This is a genomic window from Rhodococcus marinonascens NBRC 14363, from assembly GCF_001894885.1.
GTDB lineage: Bacteria > Actinomycetota > Actinomycetes > Mycobacteriales > Mycobacteriaceae > Rhodococcus_F > Rhodococcus_F marinonascens.
Window position 1 is genome coordinate 1 of record NZ_BCXB01000018.1, and the last position, 20223, is coordinate 20223.

At 65.0% G+C, this 20223-nt stretch carries 11 protein-coding genes and 1 tRNA gene; 6 read left to right on the forward strand and 6 right to left on the reverse strand.

What is annotated here, in order from left to right:
• From RM2_RS14000 to sp36, 3 genes are all read right to left on the reverse strand, one after another.
• On the reverse strand, positions 1–483 hold a 483-nt coding region (locus RM2_RS14000; protein ID WP_139277769.1), incomplete at its 3' end, for an MBL fold metallo-hydrolase.
• Between the two features lie 4 nt (positions 484–487).
• Positions 488–964, reverse strand: coding sequence for a RidA family protein (locus tag RM2_RS14005; protein WP_072690185.1), 477 nt, complete (start codon positions 962–964; stop codon positions 488–490).
• A 6-nt stretch (positions 965–970) separates the two neighbouring features.
• A complete protein-coding gene (gene sp36, locus RM2_RS23960; RefSeq protein ID WP_139277770.1) occupies positions 971–1135 on the reverse strand; it encodes a Sp36 family protein in 165 nt (54 codons plus the stop codon).
• A 55-nt stretch (positions 1136–1190) separates the two neighbouring features.
• Here sp36 and bagA point away from each other — a divergent pair, with 55 nt between their 5' ends.
• Both bagA and bagB read left to right on the forward strand, forming a co-directional pair.
• Complete coding sequence (gene bagA, locus RM2_RS14010) at positions 1191–2207, forward strand: ATPase BagA (RefSeq protein WP_072690186.1); 1017 nt, start codon at positions 1191–1193, stop codon at positions 2205–2207.
• Positions 2204–3346, forward strand: coding sequence for an ATPase BagB (gene bagB, locus RM2_RS14015; RefSeq protein ID WP_072690187.1), 1143 nt, complete (start codon positions 2204–2206; stop codon positions 3344–3346). The genes bagA and bagB overlap by 4 nt, the downstream gene beginning before the upstream one ends.
• An 82-nt stretch (positions 3347–3428) precedes the next feature.
• Here the strand turns inward: bagB and RM2_RS14020 are convergent, their stop codons facing one another.
• Positions 3429–3752, reverse strand: a complete 324-nt coding sequence (locus tag RM2_RS14020; protein WP_072690189.1) for a WhiB family transcriptional regulator — start codon at positions 3750–3752, stop codon at positions 3429–3431.
• A 259-nt stretch (positions 3753–4011) separates the two neighbouring features.
• On the opposite strand from RM2_RS14020, the gene RM2_RS14025 reads away from it, so the two are divergent.
• Complete coding sequence (locus RM2_RS14025; RefSeq protein ID WP_072690191.1) at positions 4012–6372, forward strand: penicillin-binding protein; 2361 nt, start codon at positions 4012–4014, stop codon at positions 6370–6372.
• Between the two features lie 44 nt (positions 6373–6416).
• Here RM2_RS14025 and RM2_RS14030 read toward each other — a convergent pair whose 3' ends face one another.
• Positions 6417–6884: a GatB/YqeY domain-containing protein gene (locus RM2_RS14030; RefSeq protein WP_072690193.1), complete on the reverse strand. Its 468-nt coding sequence runs from the start codon at positions 6882–6884 to the stop codon at positions 6417–6419.
• Between the two features lie 162 nt (positions 6885–7046).
• Here RM2_RS14030 and RM2_RS14035 point away from each other — a divergent pair, with 162 nt between their 5' ends.
• The 3 genes from RM2_RS14035 (at position 7047) to RM2_RS14045 (ending at position 9176) form a co-directional block, all read left to right on the forward strand.
• The gene (locus RM2_RS14035) at positions 7047–8018 is read left to right on the forward strand and encodes a metallophosphoesterase (RefSeq protein ID WP_072690194.1); all 972 of its coding nucleotides are present in this window, start codon (positions 7047–7049) and stop codon (positions 8016–8018) included.
• A 54-nt stretch (positions 8019–8072) separates the two neighbouring features.
• A tRNA-Pro gene (locus RM2_RS14040) sits at positions 8073–8146 on the forward strand.
• Positions 8147–8294: 148 nt separating this feature from the next.
• On the forward strand, positions 8295–9176 hold the full coding sequence (locus tag RM2_RS14045; RefSeq protein WP_072690195.1) for a haloalkane dehalogenase: 882 nt from the start codon (positions 8295–8297) through the stop codon (positions 9174–9176).
• A 275-nt stretch (positions 9177–9451) separates the two neighbouring features.
• Here the strand turns inward: RM2_RS14045 and RM2_RS14050 are convergent, their stop codons facing one another.
• Entirely contained in the window at positions 9452–20173 is a 10722-nt protein-coding gene (locus tag RM2_RS14050; protein WP_072690196.1) for a type I polyketide synthase, read from the reverse strand.
• Between the last annotated feature and the right edge of the window lie 50 nt (positions 20174–20223).

Here is a 20223-nt window from a genome sequence, read left to right on the forward strand (position 1 = left end):
GGCGCCCACTCCCTCGGCGCCCACTCCCTCTGCGCCCACGCTCTCGAGGCCCTGAGCCTCGACGACGAAGGACACCGAATCCCGCGTGTGCCCGGGTGTTGCGATCACAGTGAGGCTGAGTCCGGCGACGTCGATTGCCTCACCGTCCACGAGGGGCTCGCCCCCACCGTGGAGAAACTCCGGATCCACCGAACGCACAGGCGCGCCGGTGAGTTCGAAGAACTGACGCACTCCACCGGTGTGATCGGCATGACGATGAGTGATGAGCGTCAAGGCCACCGGACCGACGGCGGCAACGCGAGCAAGATGCTCCTCCTCGTCGTCACCAGGGTCGACCACCACACACTCGGCACGGCCCGGCGCACGCAGAATCCAGGTGTTGGTGCCGTCGAGCGTCATCATGCCGGGATTGTTCTCGAGCATCACCGAGACGATCGGGGTGACCGCTCGCAGCTGGGCGTAGGCGGGATGGGCGAGGGTCATGACCCTACGACTCCGGCTGGACTTCTGCGATCAACTCCACCTCGACGGGCACGCCGAGGGGTAGTTCCGCCACACCCACAGCCGAGCGAGCGTGAGCACCAGCCGCACCGAACACCTCACCGAGGAACTCGGACGCGCCGTTCACGACACCGGGTTGACCGGTGAACCCCTCGGCGGACGCGACGAAACCGACGACCTTTACGATCCGCACCACGGAGTCGATGCCGACGAGGGCATCGACGGCCGCCAACGCGTTCAGCGCACAGGTCCGGGCCGCGACCTTGGCATCCTCGGCCGACACGTCGGCACCGACCTTGCCCACAGCTGCCAACTTGCCCGCAACCATCGGTAGCTGCCCCGACGTGTAGACGTAGTTCCCTGTGCGCACCGCCGGCACATACGCGGCCACCGGTGGGACGACGGACGGCAAGGTGATGCCGAGTTCGGTCAGGCGGGTCGACCAACTCTGTGTCTGCGCCATCTGCCTTCAGCCCTTCGGGCGCTTCAGGTAGGCGACGTGTTGCTCACCTGTCGGTCCGGGGAGAACCGCTACCAGTTCCCAGCCGTCGTTGCCCCACTGGTCCAGGATCTGTTTGGTCGCATGCGTGAGCAGTGGAACGGTGGCGTACTCCCAGGAAATCAATTCACTCATGCCGGTGAGCCTATCCCCCGCACGTCCCGACTCCCAGACTTATAGGCTCGACCCCGTGGTTGCATCCTCAGACCAGCTCACCCCCACGTGGCCGCACATGGCTGCCAGGGCTCGGCTGCACTTCGTTTCCGGAAAGGGCGGCACCGGAAAGTCCACGGTGGCGGCCGCGTTGGCTCTCGCACTGGCGGAGGGCGGTCGTCGGGTACTGCTGGTCGAAGTCGAGGGCAGGCAAGGCATAGCCCAACTCTTTGACGTGCCCCCGCTGCCACCGAAAGACACGAAGGTGGCAGCCGCAGAAGGGGGCGGCGAGGTGATGGCGCTGGCCATCGACATCGAGACCGCTTTCCTCGAGTACCTCGACATGTTCTACAACCTCGGTTTCGCTGGTCGCGCAATGCGCAGGTTCGGCGCGATCGAGTTCGCGACCACCATCGCTCCCGGTCTCCGTGACGTGCTGCTCACCGGCAAGATCAAGGAATGCGTCGTGCGGACCGACAAGTCCGGCAAACGGGTCTATGACGCCGTCGTCGTCGATGCCCCACCTACAGGTCGCATCGGCAACTTCCTCGACGTGACGAAGGCGATGGCTGACCTCGCGAAGGGCGGACCAGTGCGCGCGCAGAGCGAGGGCGTGGTGCGACTGCTGCACTCGGACGAGACCGTCGTCCACCTGGTGACACTGCTCGAAGCTCTTCCGGTACAGGAGACCGCCGACGCCGCGGAGGATCTGGTCCGGTCCGATCTCCGGTTGGGAACCGTCGTCGTCAATCGCACCAGCCCGCAGTTCCTGCCGCCCGAAGCGCTGGCCGACGCCGCCAAGGGCCGTGTCGATGCCGAGAGGATTCGCGCCGGATTGCAGAAGGGTGGGATCACACTGACCGAAGAAGATTTCGCCGGACTGCTCACCGAGACGATCGAGCACGCGTCCATCCTCGAAGCCGAGGAAGCGAGCGCAGGGCAACTCGGGGACGTGGATGGGGCACGGCTGCATCTACCGTCCCTTGCCGACGGCGTTGATCTGGGCGGACTGTACGAAATCGCGGAATATCTGATGGAACAGGGCGTCCGATGACCCAGGCAGCTGACCACGAGCGTCGCCACATCGCCTCGGCCCTTGATGTGGCGGGCATGCTCGAAAACAGGGCGACCCGGATCATCGTGTGCTGCGGCTCCGGCGGCGTAGGAAAGACCACCACGGCGGCGTCACTGGCCCTTCGTGCAGCAGAGCAGGGCCGCAAGGTGGTCGTGCTGACCATCGACCCAGCCCGCCGACTCGCGCAGGCTCTCGGCGTCGCGGAACTCGACAACTCTCCGCAACCTGTGGAGCTCGGAGCCGGCGCCACCGGTGAACTGCACGCCATGATGCTCAACATGCGGCGCACGTTCGACGAGATGGTGATCGAGCACTCCACGCCGGAGAAGGCCGAGCAGATACTCGCGAACCCCTTTTATCAGACCGTCGCCACCTCGTTCTCCGGGACACAGGAATACATGGCGATGGAGAAATTGGGACAACTCGCTGCAAGTTCCGACTGGGATCTGGTCGTCGTCGACACGCCGCCATCCCGTAACGCCCTGGACTTCCTCGACGCACCGCAGCGCCTCGGCGCGTTCCTCGACGGTCGCATGATCCGGCTGCTCACGGCGCCCGGACGTGGCCTCACCCGGTTCGTCACGGGGGCAATGGGCCTCGCGCTACGCGGAGTGTCGACCATCGTAGGCAGCCGAATGCTCTCGGACGCCTCGAATTTCGTTCAATCACTAGATTCGATGTTCGGTGGCTTCCGCGAACGAGCCAGGACCACCTATGAATTGCTTCGGCAGCCGGGGACAAACTTCTTGGTGATCGCGACGGCCGAACCGGACGCACTGCGCGAGGCGGCGTTCTTCGTGGATCGGCTAGTCGCCGACGACATGCCACTCGCCGGCCTCGTCCTTAATCGGACGCATCCCACCCTCGCTTCCCTGTCGGCCGATCACGCGGTCACCGCCGCTGACCAACTGGAAGACCAGGACCCCCTCACTGCCGCCGTGCTGCGTATTCACGCCCACCGCGCAGTGATCGCCAAGCGTGAGGTCCAGCTACTGAGCCGATTTACAGCGGCCCACCCGCGGGTTCCTATCGTCGGCGTTCCCTCGCTACCGTTCGAGGTGTCCGACCTCGAAGCTTTGAGGGCGGTAGGTGACCAGCTCACCCGCAAGAGCCGATGAGCTCGCCACCGTTGAACCCGTCACCTGAACCGGTCACCCGGCCCGGGTGTTCCCCCGACTGCTGCGAATCAGACTTCGGAAGTCAGACAGCGGCCTGATGCTGCCTTTGAGTGTCGAAGAAGTCGGACCATGATTCGACCTCGGGGTGCTGCTTGAGTAGTGCTCGGCGCTGACGCTCCGTCATGCCGCCCCACACGCCGAATTCGACACGATTGTCGAGGGCATCGGCTCCACACTGCATCAAGACCGGGCAATGCCGGCAAATCGTGGCAGCCTTGCGCTGCGCTGCGCCACGGACAAAAAGTTGATCGGGATCGACTTCCCGGCAACGAGCCTTGGTGACCCAGGAAATTCGGGCTTCTGCTTGCTCGACGTCCAAACGGCTGATTGCGGTGGTCATGTGCATTCGGTTCCCCTCTTCGAGTCTGCACAGCCCCCCGCGTATCACGTTGAGACTGCACCACATAAGCGATGGGGTGTTATCTCCATCACACTGTTCCCATAATTTAGGTAAAGAATCCCCAATGCGCAAGACGTAATCCATGCTTTTTTGGTACGTCCGTCCATACTCCGTGCTCAGGGCAATTTTCTGGCCGATAATCCGCACCCGACCAGGGCACCCTCAGACCCCACGTACTCTGTAGAGCGTGTCGATTGCAAAAACAGTGGGGAAGCTCGCCGGATCCTCCGCCTTGGCGGGCGTACTCCTCGCCGGCGTCATGTTTCCACTCGCCGGAGGATTCGGTTACGCCTCCAACAGGGCGGCAGACACGGTGGACAACGTCTCCGCGGAACTGGTCGACGGAGCGGTCCCTGCCGTCTCGACGATGGTCGATTCCGAGGGCAACCCCATAGCCTGGCTCTACGATCAGCGACGGTTCGAAGTCCCTAGCGACAAGATCTCGAACGAGATGAAACTCGCGATCGTCTCCGTCGAGGACCGTCGGTTCCCCGAACACAGGGGCGTCGACTGGCAGGGCACGATACGAGCATTCCTGACCAACACCACGAGCGGCGAGGTCCAGCAGGGCGCGTCGACTATCGACCAGCAGTATGTGAAGAACTACCAACTGCTCGTCGTCGCCAGGACCGACGCCGAACGTCGGGCCGCCATCGAGACGACGCCAGCCCGCAAGATCCGCGAGATCCGGATGGCGATGACTCTCGACAAGGAACTCACCAAGGACGAGATCCTTACCCGGTATCTGAACCTGGTGCCGTTCGGCAACGGCTCGTTCGGCATCCAGGACGCCGCACAGACCTACTTCGGCATCGACGCATCCGAGCTCAACGCGCAGCAGTCCGCGATGCTCGCGGGCATGGTGCAGTCGAGTTCGGCACTGAACCCATACACGAACCCCGAGGGTGTCCTCGCGCGCCGCAACGTCGTTCTGGACACGATGATCTCGAGCATCCCCGCCCGCGCCGACGAATTCCGACAGCTCAAGGAAACTCCTCTCGATGTGCTGCCCCAGCCCAACCGACTGCCCCGCGGGTGCATTGCGGCCGGTGATCGCGGCTTCTTCTGCGACTACGCCCTGGAGTACCTTGCCGCCTCCGGCATCAGCCGTGAGCAGATCGACAAAGGCGGCTACCTGATCAGGACGACGCTCGACCCTGAGATCCAGTCGTCCACCAAGGCGGCGCTCGACGCCAAGGCGAGCCCCACCCTCAACGGCATCGCCAATGTCATGAACGTGGTCCAGCCCGGACAGGATTCACACCGAATCCTCGCGATGGGCAGCAGCCGCACCTATGGCCTCGACGCGAACGCGCGTGAAACCGTCCAGGAGCAGCCATACTCCTTGGCCGGCCACGGCGCCGGATCGATCTTCAAGATCTTCACGACAGCGGCCGCCATGGAGAAAGGCCTCGGCACCAGCGCCATCTTGGACGTGCCCACGCGGTTCGAGGCAAGAGGCATGGGTAGCGGTGGTGCGGCAGGCTGTCCCGCAAACACGTATTGCGTCGAGAACGCAGGCAGGTACCCCCCGTCGCTCTCGGTGACGGACGCGCTTGCAACCTCGCCCAACACTGCATTCGTCAAGCTGATCCAGGCCACCGGGGTCACACCGACCGTGGATATGGCCGTACGTCTCGGCCTTCGTTCGTACGCCGACCCCAACACTTCGGGCTTCGACGACCGCAGCATGGCGGACTTCCAGAAGGAACAGAACCTGGGCTCGTTCACGCTCGGCCCCACCTGGATCAATCCGCTCGAGTTGTCGAACGTCGCGGCGACGCTCGCGTCACACGGCAAGTGGTGCCCGCCGACACCGATCGACTCGGTACTCGACCGTGACGGCAATCCTGTCACCATCACGGAGCAAGCGTGCGAGCAGGTCGTCGAGCCCGGTCTGGCCGATACGCTGGCCAATGCCATGAGCGAGGACGACAAGCCCGGTGGCACGTCCGCCGCAGCAGCAGGCAGTGCCGGTTGGACGCTCCCGATGTCAGGTAAGACGGGCACCACCGAGTCCAACATGTCGTCGGGCTTCCTTGGATTCACCAACAACTTCGCCGCAGCCGTCTACGTGTTCGGCGACTCGCCGACGCCGGGTCAGATCTGCTCGAGTCCGCTGCGCCCCTGCGGCAGCGGAAATCTCTACGGCGGCAACGAGCCCGCGCAAACATGGTTCGCAGCGCTGAAACCGGTCGCCGACAAGTTCGGGCCGACGATGCTACCGCCGCTCGACCAGAAGTATGTTCGAGGTTCGCAGAACGGCCAGGTCCCGAACGTCAGTGGCCTGAGCCAGTCAGCCGCAACCTCGCTCCTGCAAGGTGCGGGCTTCACCGTGAACTCCGTCACCACCGAGTCTGAGGCGGCAGAGGGAACGGTCACGGGGTCGTCTCCCTCTGGTTCTGCCATCCCGGGTTCGACCATCACGATCTACGTCAGCGACGGATTGGCGCAGCCCGAACCGCAACAACTACCGGAACAGGGAATCCCCGTTCCGCCGATCCAACTGCCGCCTATCCAACTGCCCGGTCTGCCGCCGATACAGCTGCCGCCCTTACCTCGGTGACCGAATGCGGGTGGGGACGGTCCATAACGTCCCCACCCGCATGGTCAGAGCCGAGACTTGACTGCGTGTGAGAGTCGCTTGCCGTCTGCCTTGCTACCGGCAATTGCCGAAGCAGCCTTCATGACCTGACCCATCTGACGCACACTGGGACGCTCCCCGAGATCCTCGGCCACCTGAGCGATTGCCGTGTCGACGACATCGACGAGCTCGCCGTCGGTCAGCGGCGTCGGGAGGTACTCGTCGATGATCTGAGCCTCGGCGCGCTCCTTCGCCGCCAATTCGCCGCGCCCGTTCTCGGTGTAGATCTCCGCAGCCTCACCGCGCTTCTTCGATTCCTTCGCGAGGACCTCGAGAACCTCATCGTCGGTGAGTTCGCGGGCTTGCTTGCCGGAGACCTCTTCGGTCTGCACGGAAGCCATCAGCATGCGGATAGTGGAAGTGCGCAGCACATCTCTCGCCTTCATGGCGGCCGTCATGTCGGAGCGCAGTCGTGCTTTCAGTGTTTCTGACATGAGCAAAACGCTACGCGCCCGGAATCTGACACGAGCGAAACGCTACGCACCCGGAATCTGACACGAACGAAACGTTAGCGCCCACGAACAGCGAAACCCCCGGAATTCTCCGCACCAGCTTGGGCACTGCATCTCGATTGCGCTCATCGGTATCCTAGGAAGGTGCCTGACGAGTTCCGTAACAACTTGACCCGCGCCGCCCTGGGTACTGTGGGCGCCGCCGCCCTCGGCATCGGCTACGCCTCGCTCATCGAACGCAACGCGTTCGCGCTGCGTGAGGTCACAATGCCGGTCCTCGAACCCGAGTCGTCGACGCTGCGAGTACTCCACATAAGCGACCTGCATATGATGCCCGGACAGCGACTCAAACAGAACTGGCTGCGGGAACTGGACAATCTCGACCCCGACCTCGTCGTCAACACCGGCGACAACCTCTCACATCAGCGGGCGGTGCCCGCGGTGGTTCAGGCGCTGGGGAATCTGCTGGCCCGCCCCGGGCTGTTCGTCTTCGGCAGCAACGACTACTTCGCGCCCAAACCGAAGAACCCGCTCAAATATTTCCGCAAGGAACACGGGCGTGTAATCGGTGAGCCGCTGCCATGGGGTGACCTGCGCGCGGCGTTCACCGAGCGCGGCTGGTTCGACGTCACCCACATGCGACGCGACCTCGAAGTATCGGGGGTCAGGATTGCGTCGGCCGGTGTCGACGACCCGCACCTCGGGCGCGACCGATACGACACCATCGCCGGAAGTCGCAACCCGCTCGCCGATCTTCGTCTTGGCATCACACACTCCCCCGAGCCACGCGTGCTCGACCGCTTCGCCGACGACGGGTACGACCTCGTGCTCGCCGGCCACACACACGGCGGTCAACTTTGCCTGCCGCTCTACGGTGCGCTCGTCACCAACTGCGGCATCGACCGTTCGCGAGTCAAAGGCCCGTCCCAGTGGGGCGCGCACACCCAGGTACACGTGTCGGCCGGAATCGGAACATCACCTTGGGCGCCTGCCCGCTTCTGCTGCCGACCGGAGGCGACGCTCCTCACGTTGACTCCGGCAAAGCGAGGTAGCTCCGACGCAGACGCCGCGCGGGCCCGCACCCAGCCGTCGCAGAGTGAAGTTTTGCGGAACTGACCAGCGGATTTAGTTCCTACTATCTCGATCCTGTAGGCTAGCCGAGGTTCAACACGGGGTGTGGCGCAGCTTGGTAGCGCGCTTCGTTCGGGACGAAGAGGTCGTGGGTTCAAATCCCGCCACCCCGACAGTGTTTGAGCATTTCAGAGGCCCTATCTGGTTCGCCGGGTGGGGCCTCTCCTGCATCGATACGCAGTTCTGGCCGCGGCGTTCGAGCGCCGTGTGATGCGTCCGGATCTTGACATATCTTGGCACGCGCTATTTAGACTCGCCTGCATGACCACCGCAGCGCTGAGCAAGCAGTACAAGACCGTGAACGGTAAGCAAATGGCCTATCACGACGTCGGAACGGGTGACCCTGTCGTGTTCTTGCACGGCAACCCGACATCGTCGTATCTCTGGCGCGACATCGTGCCTCACGTGTCCGGGCAGGCTCGGTGCGTCGTGCCCGATCTGATCGGGCAGGGCGACTCAGACAAACTCGATGACCCGGGAGCCGGCTCCTACACATTCGTCGAGCATCGCGAGTACCTCGACGGTCTACTCGATCAACTCGACCTCGGCGACAGCATCACCCTCGTCATCCACGACTGGGGATCGGCACTCGGGTTCGACTGGGCCAACCGCCACCGTGACCGAGTCGCCGGCATCGCGTACATGGAGGCGATCGTTCGCCCCGTGACGTGGGAAGAATGGCCGGAGTCAGCGCGCGGGATTTTCGAGGCGCTGCGTTCGGAGGCTGGCGAGGAGATGGTGCTCACGAAGAACCTGTTCGTCGAGGCGATCCTGCCTGCATCGATCATCCGCACGCTCAGCGACAAGGAGATGAGCGAGTACCGGCGCCCGTTCGCCGACCCGGGTGAGGACCGCCGCCCGACGCTGACGTGGCCGCGTCAGATCCCGCTCGAGGGTGAGCCGGCCGACGTGGTCGAGATCGTGCAGTCATACGCCGATTGGTTGTCGACCTCCGAGGTGCCAAAGCTGTTCATCAATGCCGAGCCGGGCACGACCCTGACCGGACCCCAACGCGAGTTCGCCCGCACCTGGCCGAACCAAACCGAGACGACCGTCGCCGGGATCCACTTCATCCAAGAGGACAGCCCACACGAGATTGGCGAGGCCATCGCCGGCTGGCTACCAAGCCTGGGGCGGTCCTGAGTTCGGTGACGTCCGGTTGACTCCTGGTCGAGGCTTTCGGCGACTGCGAGCGGACAGCGTCAATATCCACCTACGACGTGGTCCGCGTGACGCCGAGGTCGAGGTCGACCACCATTCATAGGAGCGCACGGTCGAGGCGCATAGGAGTACCGTGACCAATCCCGGCAGGAAACCTTCGTTCGGGGCGAAGAGGTCGCGGGTTCAAATCCCGCCACCCCGACAGTGTCTGTGAACCTCAAAGGCCCTCTCCGCGATGCGGAGAGGGCCTTTGAGGTTCACAGACCGCGGTCGATCAGGTCTAGGATTTCCTCGCTGGTCGCCGCATGAATCTTATCTACCGCATCGGCATGCGAATCATCGTCGGCACCCACCTCGGCCAACAGTTTCTCCAATCGCTGCGCGATCAAAGACCGAGTCTCGCTGCTGTCGCCGAGTTGCGCGATCGCCGCGCGAAGCCGGTCGATGTCGGCAAGGGCTACCGAAACCGGATCCGGAGCGAGTTCCGCGCGCAGAAATTCGGCGACGGCACGCGAACTCGGATGGTCGAACACTATTGTCGGCGGCAACCGCAGGCCAGTGGCGGCACCGAGATGGTTGCGGAGGGCAACGGCTGCCAGCGAATCGAAGCCGAGTTCCTTGAACGCCTGGTCTGGGTCAACAGAGTCCGAAGTGGCATAGCCGAGGACGTCGGCGGCTCCAGCCCGTACCAGATCGAGCATCAGGTGCCGCTGCTCGGGAATCGACCGGTTGGCAAGGCGCTGTGCCCAATCCGTGGGCCCGGACCCGTTCGATCCGATCACCGCAGAGTCCGATCCCGCCGCTCGTGGGCGCGATTCCCGAATCAGACCACGCAGCGGGGCGGGGACGTAGGGTGCCGCCGGACCGGTGTGGTTGAACCGGGCGGCAGCCACAGCGGGTATACCGGCGGTCAGCGCGCTGTCGAGGAGAGCCAGGCCGTCGGCTGCGGTCATCGGAACCATTCCGCTGCGGCGCGCTCGGGCGAGATCGATTGCACCGAGGTTGTCAGTCATGGCGCTCGGCGGCGCCCACATGCCCCACTCGATCGAGAGCGCGGGCAACCCGAGGGCGTGGCGATGATGCGCGAGAGCGTCGAGGAACATGTTCGCGGCAGCGTAGTTCGCTTGCCCGGGCGCACCGAGGATGCCGGCCAGCGACGAGAACATGACGAATGTCCGCAAATCGCATTTCGCGGTCAGTCGGTGTAGGTGCCAGGCCGCGTCGACTTTCGGCCGCAGCACCGCGTCGAGACGCTCTGGGGTGAGCGAAGGCACTGTGGCGTCGTCGATCACCCCGGCCGCGTGGATCACCGCCGTCAGTGGGTGCTCCGACGGTATCCCGGCCAGCAACGCGGCCACTGCCGACTCGTCGGACGTATCGCAGGCAACGATGCTCACCTCGGCCCCCATGCCGCCCAGTTCGCGGCGCAATTCGTCGCAGCCCTCGGCGTCGGGTCCGCGCCGACTGGTCAGCAGTAAATGCCGTGCCCCATGCTCGGCCATCAAATGGCGAGCCACCAAAGATCCCAAAGTTCCGGTGCCGCCGGTGACGAGAACGGTGCCGCTGGGATCGAATGGTGAACCAGACTGGTCTACCGCACGCAGGCGTCGCAACCGAGGCGCAAACAACGTGCCGTTCCGCACTGCCAATTGCGTTTCCCCGCTCACCAATGCCGAAGTGATCGCGACTTCCGCATCCGACCCTTCATCGAGGTCGATCAGAATAAGCCGGTCCGGATTCTCGTTTTGTGCTGAGCCGACGAGACCCCACACTGCCGCGGCCGCAAGGTCAGCGCGATCGTCCTGATCGCGATCGTCCTGATCGCGGTCGTCACTGGTGATCATCGCGTTGCGGGTCACGATCACCAGCGGGCTGCCGGCGAGATCGTCTTCGAGCCACTTCTGCAGCAGGCTCAGCACCCGAGCACACAGTTCGTGGGTCGCTTCCGGACCGTGGTCGCCCTGGGAGCCACACCCGACCAGTACCGTCCAAGGGCGTCGGTCATCTTCGTCCGGCATGGACTCCATCGCGGTTCGCAATGCTGCCACGCCGGGATAGCTCGGGAAGGTCGAACCAATACCTGGGTCGCCAAACCCCTCTGCACCCAACCCTTCAGCACCGAGAACGACCATCGGACCGAGCGCCTGCCCGGATTCTTCGACGTCGACCCGAACCCAGGACAGCCGATGCAGTTGTTGAGCGGCGCAGCGGCCCGCGCCGTCCCCGTCAGTCGCCCGCGGCGCAACCCGGAGCGCATCAACGGTCAGCACCGGCTTACCTTCTGGGTCTACGGCGACAACGCGATACCGCCCGTTCTCGTTAGTGTCGAATCGCACCGACACCGTCTCCGCGCCGACGGTGTGCAGGTGGATTCCCGACCAGACCAGCGGCCAGCCGTCCCACCCGAGGATGGGCTCGAGCGCCGCCTGCAGCAGTACCGGATGGATGCCGAAACCGCTTGTGTCGATACTATCTTCGAGGCTCACTTCGACCTCGATGCCTTCTTCGAGGCTCACTTCGACCTCGATGCCTTCTTCGACGCTCACTTCGGCGTCGCCCGAGACCTGTTGCGGTACCTCTGCGGCAACGCTGACGACGTCGTCGATCGTCGCCGAAGCGTTTCGAACCCAGCTATCCGAGCTGTCGTCCTCACCCAGGTTCGACGAGATGGTGACGGTGCGATCGCCGATGTTGCTCGCCGGCGACACCCGCAAGCGAATCAGTGCCACCCCCGACGACGGGAGGATCAGTGGGTGAGTCAGGGTGAGTTCCTGAATGTGGTCGAGACCCACTTGGTGGGCTACGTGCAATGTGAGTTCGACCAGCACCGCGGGCGACAGTGTCTGAACATCATCGGTCGAGGACGAGTCTCCGTCATCGACCCGCGGTGTCACGAGCCATGAATCCCGCTGAAGCGACAACTGTCCGGTGAACAACGTCGAGTCGTCATCGAGTTTCACCACTGCGCCGAGCAGCGGATGATTCGCTGCGCTCAGCCCCAGTTCCGTCGGATCGCCGGCATTTCGCATGGGCTCCGACGGCCAGAAGGAATGGCGCTGGAATGCGTAGGTAGGCAGGTCCACCCGGCGACGACCGGGCAGCACCCGATCCCAGTCGATCGCCCCACCCCGCACATAGGCGGCAGCGACCGACTCGATGATCCCGTGCGCCTCGCCTCCGCGTCCGGGCAAGGTAGCGATCGTGTCCGGGACCAACTCGGCAGCGTATGCGGCCAGGGCTGCACCGGGACCGACTTCGATGAAGCGGGTGACGCCGAGTTCCTCGAGGGCGCGAATGCCGTCATGAAAGCGCACCGGTTGCCGGATGTGCTCTGCCCAGTAATCCGGGGACATGAGTTCATCGGCGGTGGCGACGCGCCCGGTGACGTTGGAGGCGACCGGAACCTTCGGCGGTTGCGCGGTCAGCCTTGACACAACCGTGGTGAACTCGTCGAGGATGGGCTCCATCAGTGTGGAATGGAAAGCCCGTGTGACCCGCAGGCTCGTGGTTTTGATGCCCGCGCCCGCCAACTCGGATGCGACGGCTTGCACGTCGTCTTCGCCACCCGCGAGGACCACCGATTCGGCACCGTTGACCGCCGCGAGATCGAGTCGGCCGTCGATCCGCGCCATGACGTCCTCCGCGCGTGCCCGTACGGCGATCATCAGACCCGGTTCGGTCGACTGCATCAACCGTCCGCGCTCACCCACCAGCGCTGCGGCATCGGGCAGACTGAACACCCCCGCGACATGTGCAGCGGTGATCTCTCCGATCGAATGGCCGATCAGGTAGTCGGGGGCGATGCCCCAATCCCGCAGCAGACGATAGAGCGCGACCTCGACGGCAAACAACGCCGGTTGGGTGTATTCGGTGCTGTCGAGCTTCGCATCACCGCCATCAGCGTCGTTCCAGATTACTTGCTGCACTGGGCTTTCCACATGCTCGTCGAGTGCGGCACACACTTCGTCCAGAGCGTCGGCGAACACGGGATAGGCGTCGTAGAGGCCGCGGCCCATCCCGATCCGTTGTGCACCTTGGCCGGTGAACATGAATGCCGTCTTACCGCGGACACTCGTCCCGGCGATGACGTTGCCGCCCGATCGGCCCAGGGCAATACGAGCGAGGCCCTCGCGCAGGTCGGCCAAAGTCTCTCCTATTACCGCGGCGCGATGCGGGAAGTCGGATCGGGTGGTGGCCAGTGAGTATGCGAGATCGGCCGGATCCGGAAGATCTGTCTCGCTATTCTCGAGGAACTCCTCCAACCGTGAAGCCTGCGCACGCAACGCATCAGCGGATTTTCCAGAGATCACCCAGACCAGCGGTGATGCCAACGGCGGTAAGACGTTCGGCACTGCTTCGGTGGGTGGCTCTTCCAGGATCATGTGTGCATTCGTGCCGCTGATACCGAACGACGAGACGGCCGCTCGACGAGCTCGTCCCGTCTCCGGCCAGGCAACCGATTCTGCAAGCAGAGAAACCCCGCCCGCAGTCCAATCAACGTGCCGGGTCGGGGCGTCACCGTGCAGGCTCGGCGGCAGCACCCCGTGCCGCATCGCCATCACCATCTTGATTACGCCGGCCACCCCCGCCGCCGCTTGAGAATGCCCGATGTTCGACTTGACCGAACCGAGCCATAGCGGCCAACTCTCCCTATTTTGGCCATAAGTGGCCAATAGCGCCTGTGCCTCGATCGGATCACCCAGCGTAGTTCCGGTGCCGTGTGCTTCCACTGCGTCGATGTCGGTAGTGCCGAGCGCGGCATTGGCCAGCGCTTGGCGGATCACCCGCTCCTGAGACGGCCCGTTCGGGGCGGTCAATCCGTTGGAGGCCCCGTCCTGGTTGACCGCCGATCCGCGGATTATCGCCAGCACACGGTGACCATTGCGTTTGGCGTCACTGAGCCGCTCCAGCACCACCATTCCGGAGCCCTCGCTGAGCCCGGTGCCGTCTGCCCGGTCGGAGAACGGCTTGCACCGTCCGTCCGCGGCAAGGCCGCGCTGGCGGCTGAATTCGATCAGCACACCGGGTGTGGACATCACCGTCGCTCCGCCGGCCAGCGCGAGCGGACATTCACCGTCGCGCAGCGCCTGTGCAGCAAGATGCATGGCCACCAGCGACGACGAGCAGGCCGTGTCGACGGTGACTGCGGGACCGGTGAAGCCGAGAGAGTAAGAGATCCGGCCGGAGGCCACGCTATTGCTGGTCCCTGTCATCAGATAGCCCTCGGCGTCGATATTTCGCTGAGCCATCAAATGGAAACCGTAATCGCCACCCATCAGCCCGATGTACACGCCTGTACCGGTGAGATCGGGTGAATTCGGCTGGATCCCCGCCTGCTCCAAGGCCTCCCAAGCGCTCTCCAGAAGCAGCCGGTGCTGCGGGTCCATGGCGATCGCTTCACGTGGGCCGATGCCGAAGAACGCGGCATCGAATTCGTCGGCGTCGTAGAGGAAGCCCCCTTCGCTCATGTACGTCGTGCCACTGCGGTCTGGGTCGGGGTCGTACACGTCGTCGAGATTCCAGCCTCGGTTGTCGGGGTACGCACCCGCGGCGTTGCGTCCATCGCGGACCAGTCGCCACAGGTCGTCCGGGGAATACACCTTGCCGGGGTATCTGCAGGACATCCCTACGATCACGATCGGGTCGTCGTCATCCCGAGTACGGGCAGGGCGGGTCGGCTGCGGAATCGTACTGCTGCCGAGTAGGCGAGCTACCAGTTCCCGGGTGAGCGCATCTGCGGTGGGATGATCGAAAACAACTGTCGCAGATAAACTTACGCCAGTAGCGGTCGCCAGCTGATTCCGCAACTGAACGGCGGTGAGCGAGTCGAAGCCGAGTTGCTTGAAGGCGCGCTCCGGGTCGATCGCCTCTTTTCCGTCGTGGCCGAGTACTGCGGCCACGTGAGTGGTGACAATGTCCAGCACTCGGCTGTGCCGCTCCCCGGGATCCAGTGACCGCAACTCGTCGGCAAGGCCGGTAGGTGAATCGGCGACAGCGGCGCGACGATGACGGATGCCGAGGACTCGGCGCAGGATTTGCGGTACCGACTCACCATCCGTTCGAGAGGCACGCATCGAGAGTCGTATCGGCACGATCAATGGTCGGTTCAAAACCATCGCCGCATCGAACAGCGCCGGCCCTGACTCCGGGCTGATGGTATCGATACCGTTACGCTGCAACCGATCAAGGTCGGCCGCATTCAGATGGGACGTCATCCCGCTGGGTCGGTCCCACAACCCCCACGCCATGGAGATAGCCGGCAACCCGCGGATCCGGCGGTGCTGCGCGAGTGCGTCGAGGAAAACATTCGCCGCCGCATAGTTTGCCTGGCCGGCACCGCCGAGCACCCCCGCCGCGGAGGAAAACAGCACGAACGCCGACAAGTCGCGGTCGCTCGTGAGTTCATGCAGATGCCAGGCACCGTCCACCTTGGGGCGAAGGACGGCGTGCAACTGGTCCTGGCTCAAGGTAGCGGCGGTGCCATCGTCGAGCACCCCGGCGGCGTGGATCACGCCGGACAGGTCGGGAATGTCGGCAAGCAGAGCAGCGACCGCTGCGCGATCGGCCACGTCGCAGGCGGCAGTCCTGACCTCGACCCCTGCCCCTGCCTCGATGAAATCGGCTCGCAATTCGGCCGCACTTTCGGCATCGAGCACGTGTCGGCCCGTCAGCACCACCCGGCGCACCCCGTACCGCGCCACGAGGTGGTGGGCGATCAGCCTGCCGATGGTACCCGTGCCCCCGGTAATCATGACCGTGCCATTCGGACCGAAGGGGGCCGGGCCCTCTTCGGGTGCAGCCTTGGCCGGTGTTACCGCAGCGAGCATGGGCGCCAGCAGTTCACCTCCTCGGATCGCCAATTGAGGTTCCTTGCAGGCCAATGCCATTGCCGGCAACGCAGGATCTGGCAGTTCACCGGCCGGCACGTCGAGGTCCACCAGCGTGATGCGATCCGGATGCTCGTTCTGCACGGCACTGATCAGCCCCCACGCGGGCGCGGCAGACACGTCGTCAATCGATTCGTCATCGCGGACCGCCACCGCGAGCCTGGTGGTGACCACAAGGCGGGTCTCGGCCAGGCTGTCGTCGCGGAGCCAGGACTGGATCGCCTGCAACGCCACCTGCGCGGCAGCGTGTGCCCGAGTCGGCATGTCCGATTCATGGCCCGGTTCGAGATCCAGCCACAGCACCCGACCTGTGTGATCAACGCCGGCGAGCGCCTCGTCGAGCGGCATCAGGTCCGCCGAGGCCGTGGTGGACGCGGCAGTTGGCATCCATTCCACGCGGTAGAGGCTGTTGCCGACCCCGGCAGCCGAGACGTCCGTATCCCCGAGCAGTCGCAGCGCCAGCGAATCCGCGGTCAACACCGGTTTGCCGACCGCGTCGTACGCAGATACCCGGTACCGCTCTGCCCCGGTCATGGTGATGCGCACACGCAAGTCGGTTGCGCCCACGGCGTGCAGTTGCACGTTGTCCCAGGCAAACGGCAACCGAATGTCGCGGGCGCCAGTCGCTGCGGCTCCGAGCGCAATCACGTGCAGCGCCGCGTCGAGCACCGCCGGGTGGATCCCATACCCGGCGACCGCCGCAGCCGGGTCTTCGCCGCTGAGCCGGACCTCGCCGTACAACTCATCACCGCGGCGCCACGCTGCCCGCAGGCCCCGGAAGGTCGGGCCGTACCCGTAGCCGACCTCGTCGAGCAGCCCATAAAGACCGCTGACGTCAATCGGCGTGGCATCGGCTGGCGGCCACTGCTGTTCGGGGGAGTCGTCGGTTTCCGCGGCGGCGGTGAGCGTGCCGCTGGCGTGCCGGGTCCACGGAGCTTCCTGTGGGGCATCCGCGGCCCTCGAGTGCACCGCCACTGTGGACCGGCCGGCTTCGCTGTCGGCGAGCACGCTCACCTGTATGGCGACCTCACCCTCCGCGGGAATCATCAAGGGTGCCTCGATGGCAAGTTCCTCGATTCGGCCGCACGCGACGCGGTTCCCCGCGTGCAGAGCCAACTCCACGAAAGCCGTGCCGGGCAATATGACGGTGTCGCTCACAGCGTGGTCGGTCAGCCATGGAAAACGTTGTGGAGAAATCAATCCCGTGAAGACCGCACCGCGGCCATCGCCGAGTTCGACAGACGCGGCAAGCATCGGGTGTCCACCCGTTTCCATACCCGTCGACCCGAAGTCGCCCTGCGGCGCGGGACTGTCCAACCAGTAGCGGCGGTGCTGAAAGGCATACGTAGGCAGGTCCACCCACGGCTGTCGCTCGTCGCGTCGAGCCCAGCTCACCCGGTCCCACTCGATGTCTAGTCCGTGTACCCGCGCCTCGGCGAGTGCGGCGGTGAACTGACGGAGGCCTGCACGGTCGCGCCGGATGGTGCCGATGACCCGGCCGGCAATGCCCGCCGTATCAAGGGTTTCCTGCATCGGCACGGTCAGTACAGGATGGCTACACGACTCTACGAACAATCGATACCCATCCGCAGCCAGCGATCTCGTCGCTTCCTCGAACCGAACCGGGCGGCGCAGATTCCGGTACCAATAGTCCGCGTCGAGTGCGGTGCCCTCCAGCGCGCCACCGGTCACCGCCGAGTAGAACGGAATCCGCGACCGGCGGGGGGTTATCGAAGCAAGTGCGTCGAGAATCGGCTCACGCAGGACTGAGACATCCGCGCAGTGCGAGGCGTATTCCACGGCGATCCGCCTGGCCTGGGCGCCGTCGCCTTGCCACTGTTCGACCAGAACATCAAGGGCATCGTCGGGGCCGGATATCACCGTCGCGGACGGTCCATTGACCGCCGCCACGTCGACGGTGCCGGCCCAGGGTTTGATCTTCGCCCGCACGACGTCCGCCGGCAGTGCCACCGAGGCCATCCCTCCGCCACGCGGGGCCGATGCGACGATGACCCTGCTGCGTTCCGCGACGACCAGTGCCGCGTCGGAAAGGCTCAGCGCACCGGATATGTAGGCGGCGGCAATCTCACCCTGCGAATGTCCGACCACAGCAGCTGGTTCGACGCCGTGCGCGCGCCACAGCCCCGCGAGACCAACCATCACCGCGAACAGCGCCGGTTGCACTACGTCGGCCCGGTCCAGCGATGCCGGATCGGGATCACGCAGCACATCGAGCAGCGAGAACGTCGTGTACGGGGCCAGCGCGTCGGCGCACTCCTGCACGGCGTCGGCGAACGCCGGCGACGAATCCAGTAACTCGGCGGCCATACCCACCCATTGCGAACCCTGTCCAGGGAAGACGAACACCGGCCGGTCCCCGGCTTCCAACGCCACGCCGGTGACCACGTCGGGGCTCGGCGCGCCTCGGCTGAGCGCGTCGAGGCCGGCCAGTAGGCGCTGAGGCTCTGCACCGATCACGGCGGCGCGGTGGTCGAAGGTGGCACGCGAACCCAGCAGCGCCCTGGCCACCGCAGCGGGCGGCAGCTCGGGGTGGTCGGCGGCGTACTCGCGTAGCCGCTCAGCCTGGGAGCGCAGCGCGGGTTCGGTCTGGCCCGAAACGAACCAGGCCAAGACTTCGCCTGATCGGGAGCCCGGCTCGGGAGATCGCGGCTCGGGAGATGGCGGATCGTACTGCGACTCGACCGGTAGGAACTGTTCCAGAACGACATGAGCGTTGGTGCCACTGATGCCGAACGACGAGACCGCCGCCCGGCGGGGCCGATCGGCTTCCGGCCAATCCCGATTTTCGGTCAGCAAGGACACCGACCCCGTGGACCAGTCGACGTGCGGCGTCGGCTGGTCGACGTGCAGTGTCTTCGGTAGGACGCCGTGCCGCATCGCCATGATCATCTTGATCACGCCGGCAACGCCGGCGGCCGCCTGGGTGTGCCCGAGATTCGACTTCACCGAGCCGAGCCACAGCGGCCGGTCGGCGGGGCGATCACGACCGTAGCCGGCCAACAATGCGGACGCCTCGATCGGATCGCCCAATTTTGTGCCGGTGCCGTGCGCCTCGACCGCGTCGACGTCGGCCGGATCCAGCCCGGCGCTGGCCAGCGCCTGCCGTATCACGCGCTCCTGGGCCTGTTTGTTCGGAGCGGTCAGGCCGTTGCTGGCGCCATCCTGATTCACCGCACTGCCTCGGATGACTGCCAATATCCGGCGACCCTTCCGCTCTGCCTCGGAAAGGCGCTCCAGCGCGAGTATCCCCACGCCTTCGCCCCATGCGGTGCCGTCGGCAGCGGCGGAGAATGCCTTGCACCGCCCGTCTCGGGCCAGTCCACGCTGACGACTGAACTCTACGAACACCGCGGGGGTCGACATGACGGTCGCCCCGCCGGCCAGTGCCATCTCGCACTCACCGCTGCGGAGCGCTTGCATGGCGAGGTGGATGGAGACCAACGACGACGAGCACGCGGTGTCAACGGTGATCGCGGGGCCAGACAGGCCGAAGCTGTATGCCACTCGCCCGGAGGCGACGCTCATGGCGTTGCCGGTGATGAAGTAACCCTCTAGGTCTTCGGGCGGCAGTCCACCGGCCCGCGCCGCGTAGTCGATACCGGACAGCCCGGTGAAGACGCCGACCTGGCTGCCATGCACCGACCGCGGATCGATGCCCGCATTTTCGAAGGTCTCCCAGCTCGTTTCGAGTAGAAGTCGCTGCTGTGGGTCCATGGCCAGCGCTTCACGCGGAGAGATCCCGAAGACTTCCGGATCGAACGCCGCCGGATCGTCGAGAAAGCTGCCCTGCACCGTGTAGGTCTTGCCGGCCTGCTCGGCCTTCGGATCGTAGAGTTCCGCGAGCCCCCAACCCCGGTCCTCGGGAAACTCTGCTACAGTTTCTGAACCCGATTCCACCAAACTCCACAAGTCCTGCGGCGACCGCACCCCGCCAGGGAACCTGCAACCCATCCCTATGACGGCGATCGGTTCGCGGCTCACTCCCTCGGCCTCGCGGAGTTGCTCTCGGGCCTGGTAGAGGTCTGCGGTCACTCGTTTCAGGTAGTCGAGGAGCTTCGCCTGATCGGCCATTCGAGACCAGCTCCCATCCGCAATCCGCCTTGCCAGCGTAGAAACCTCGA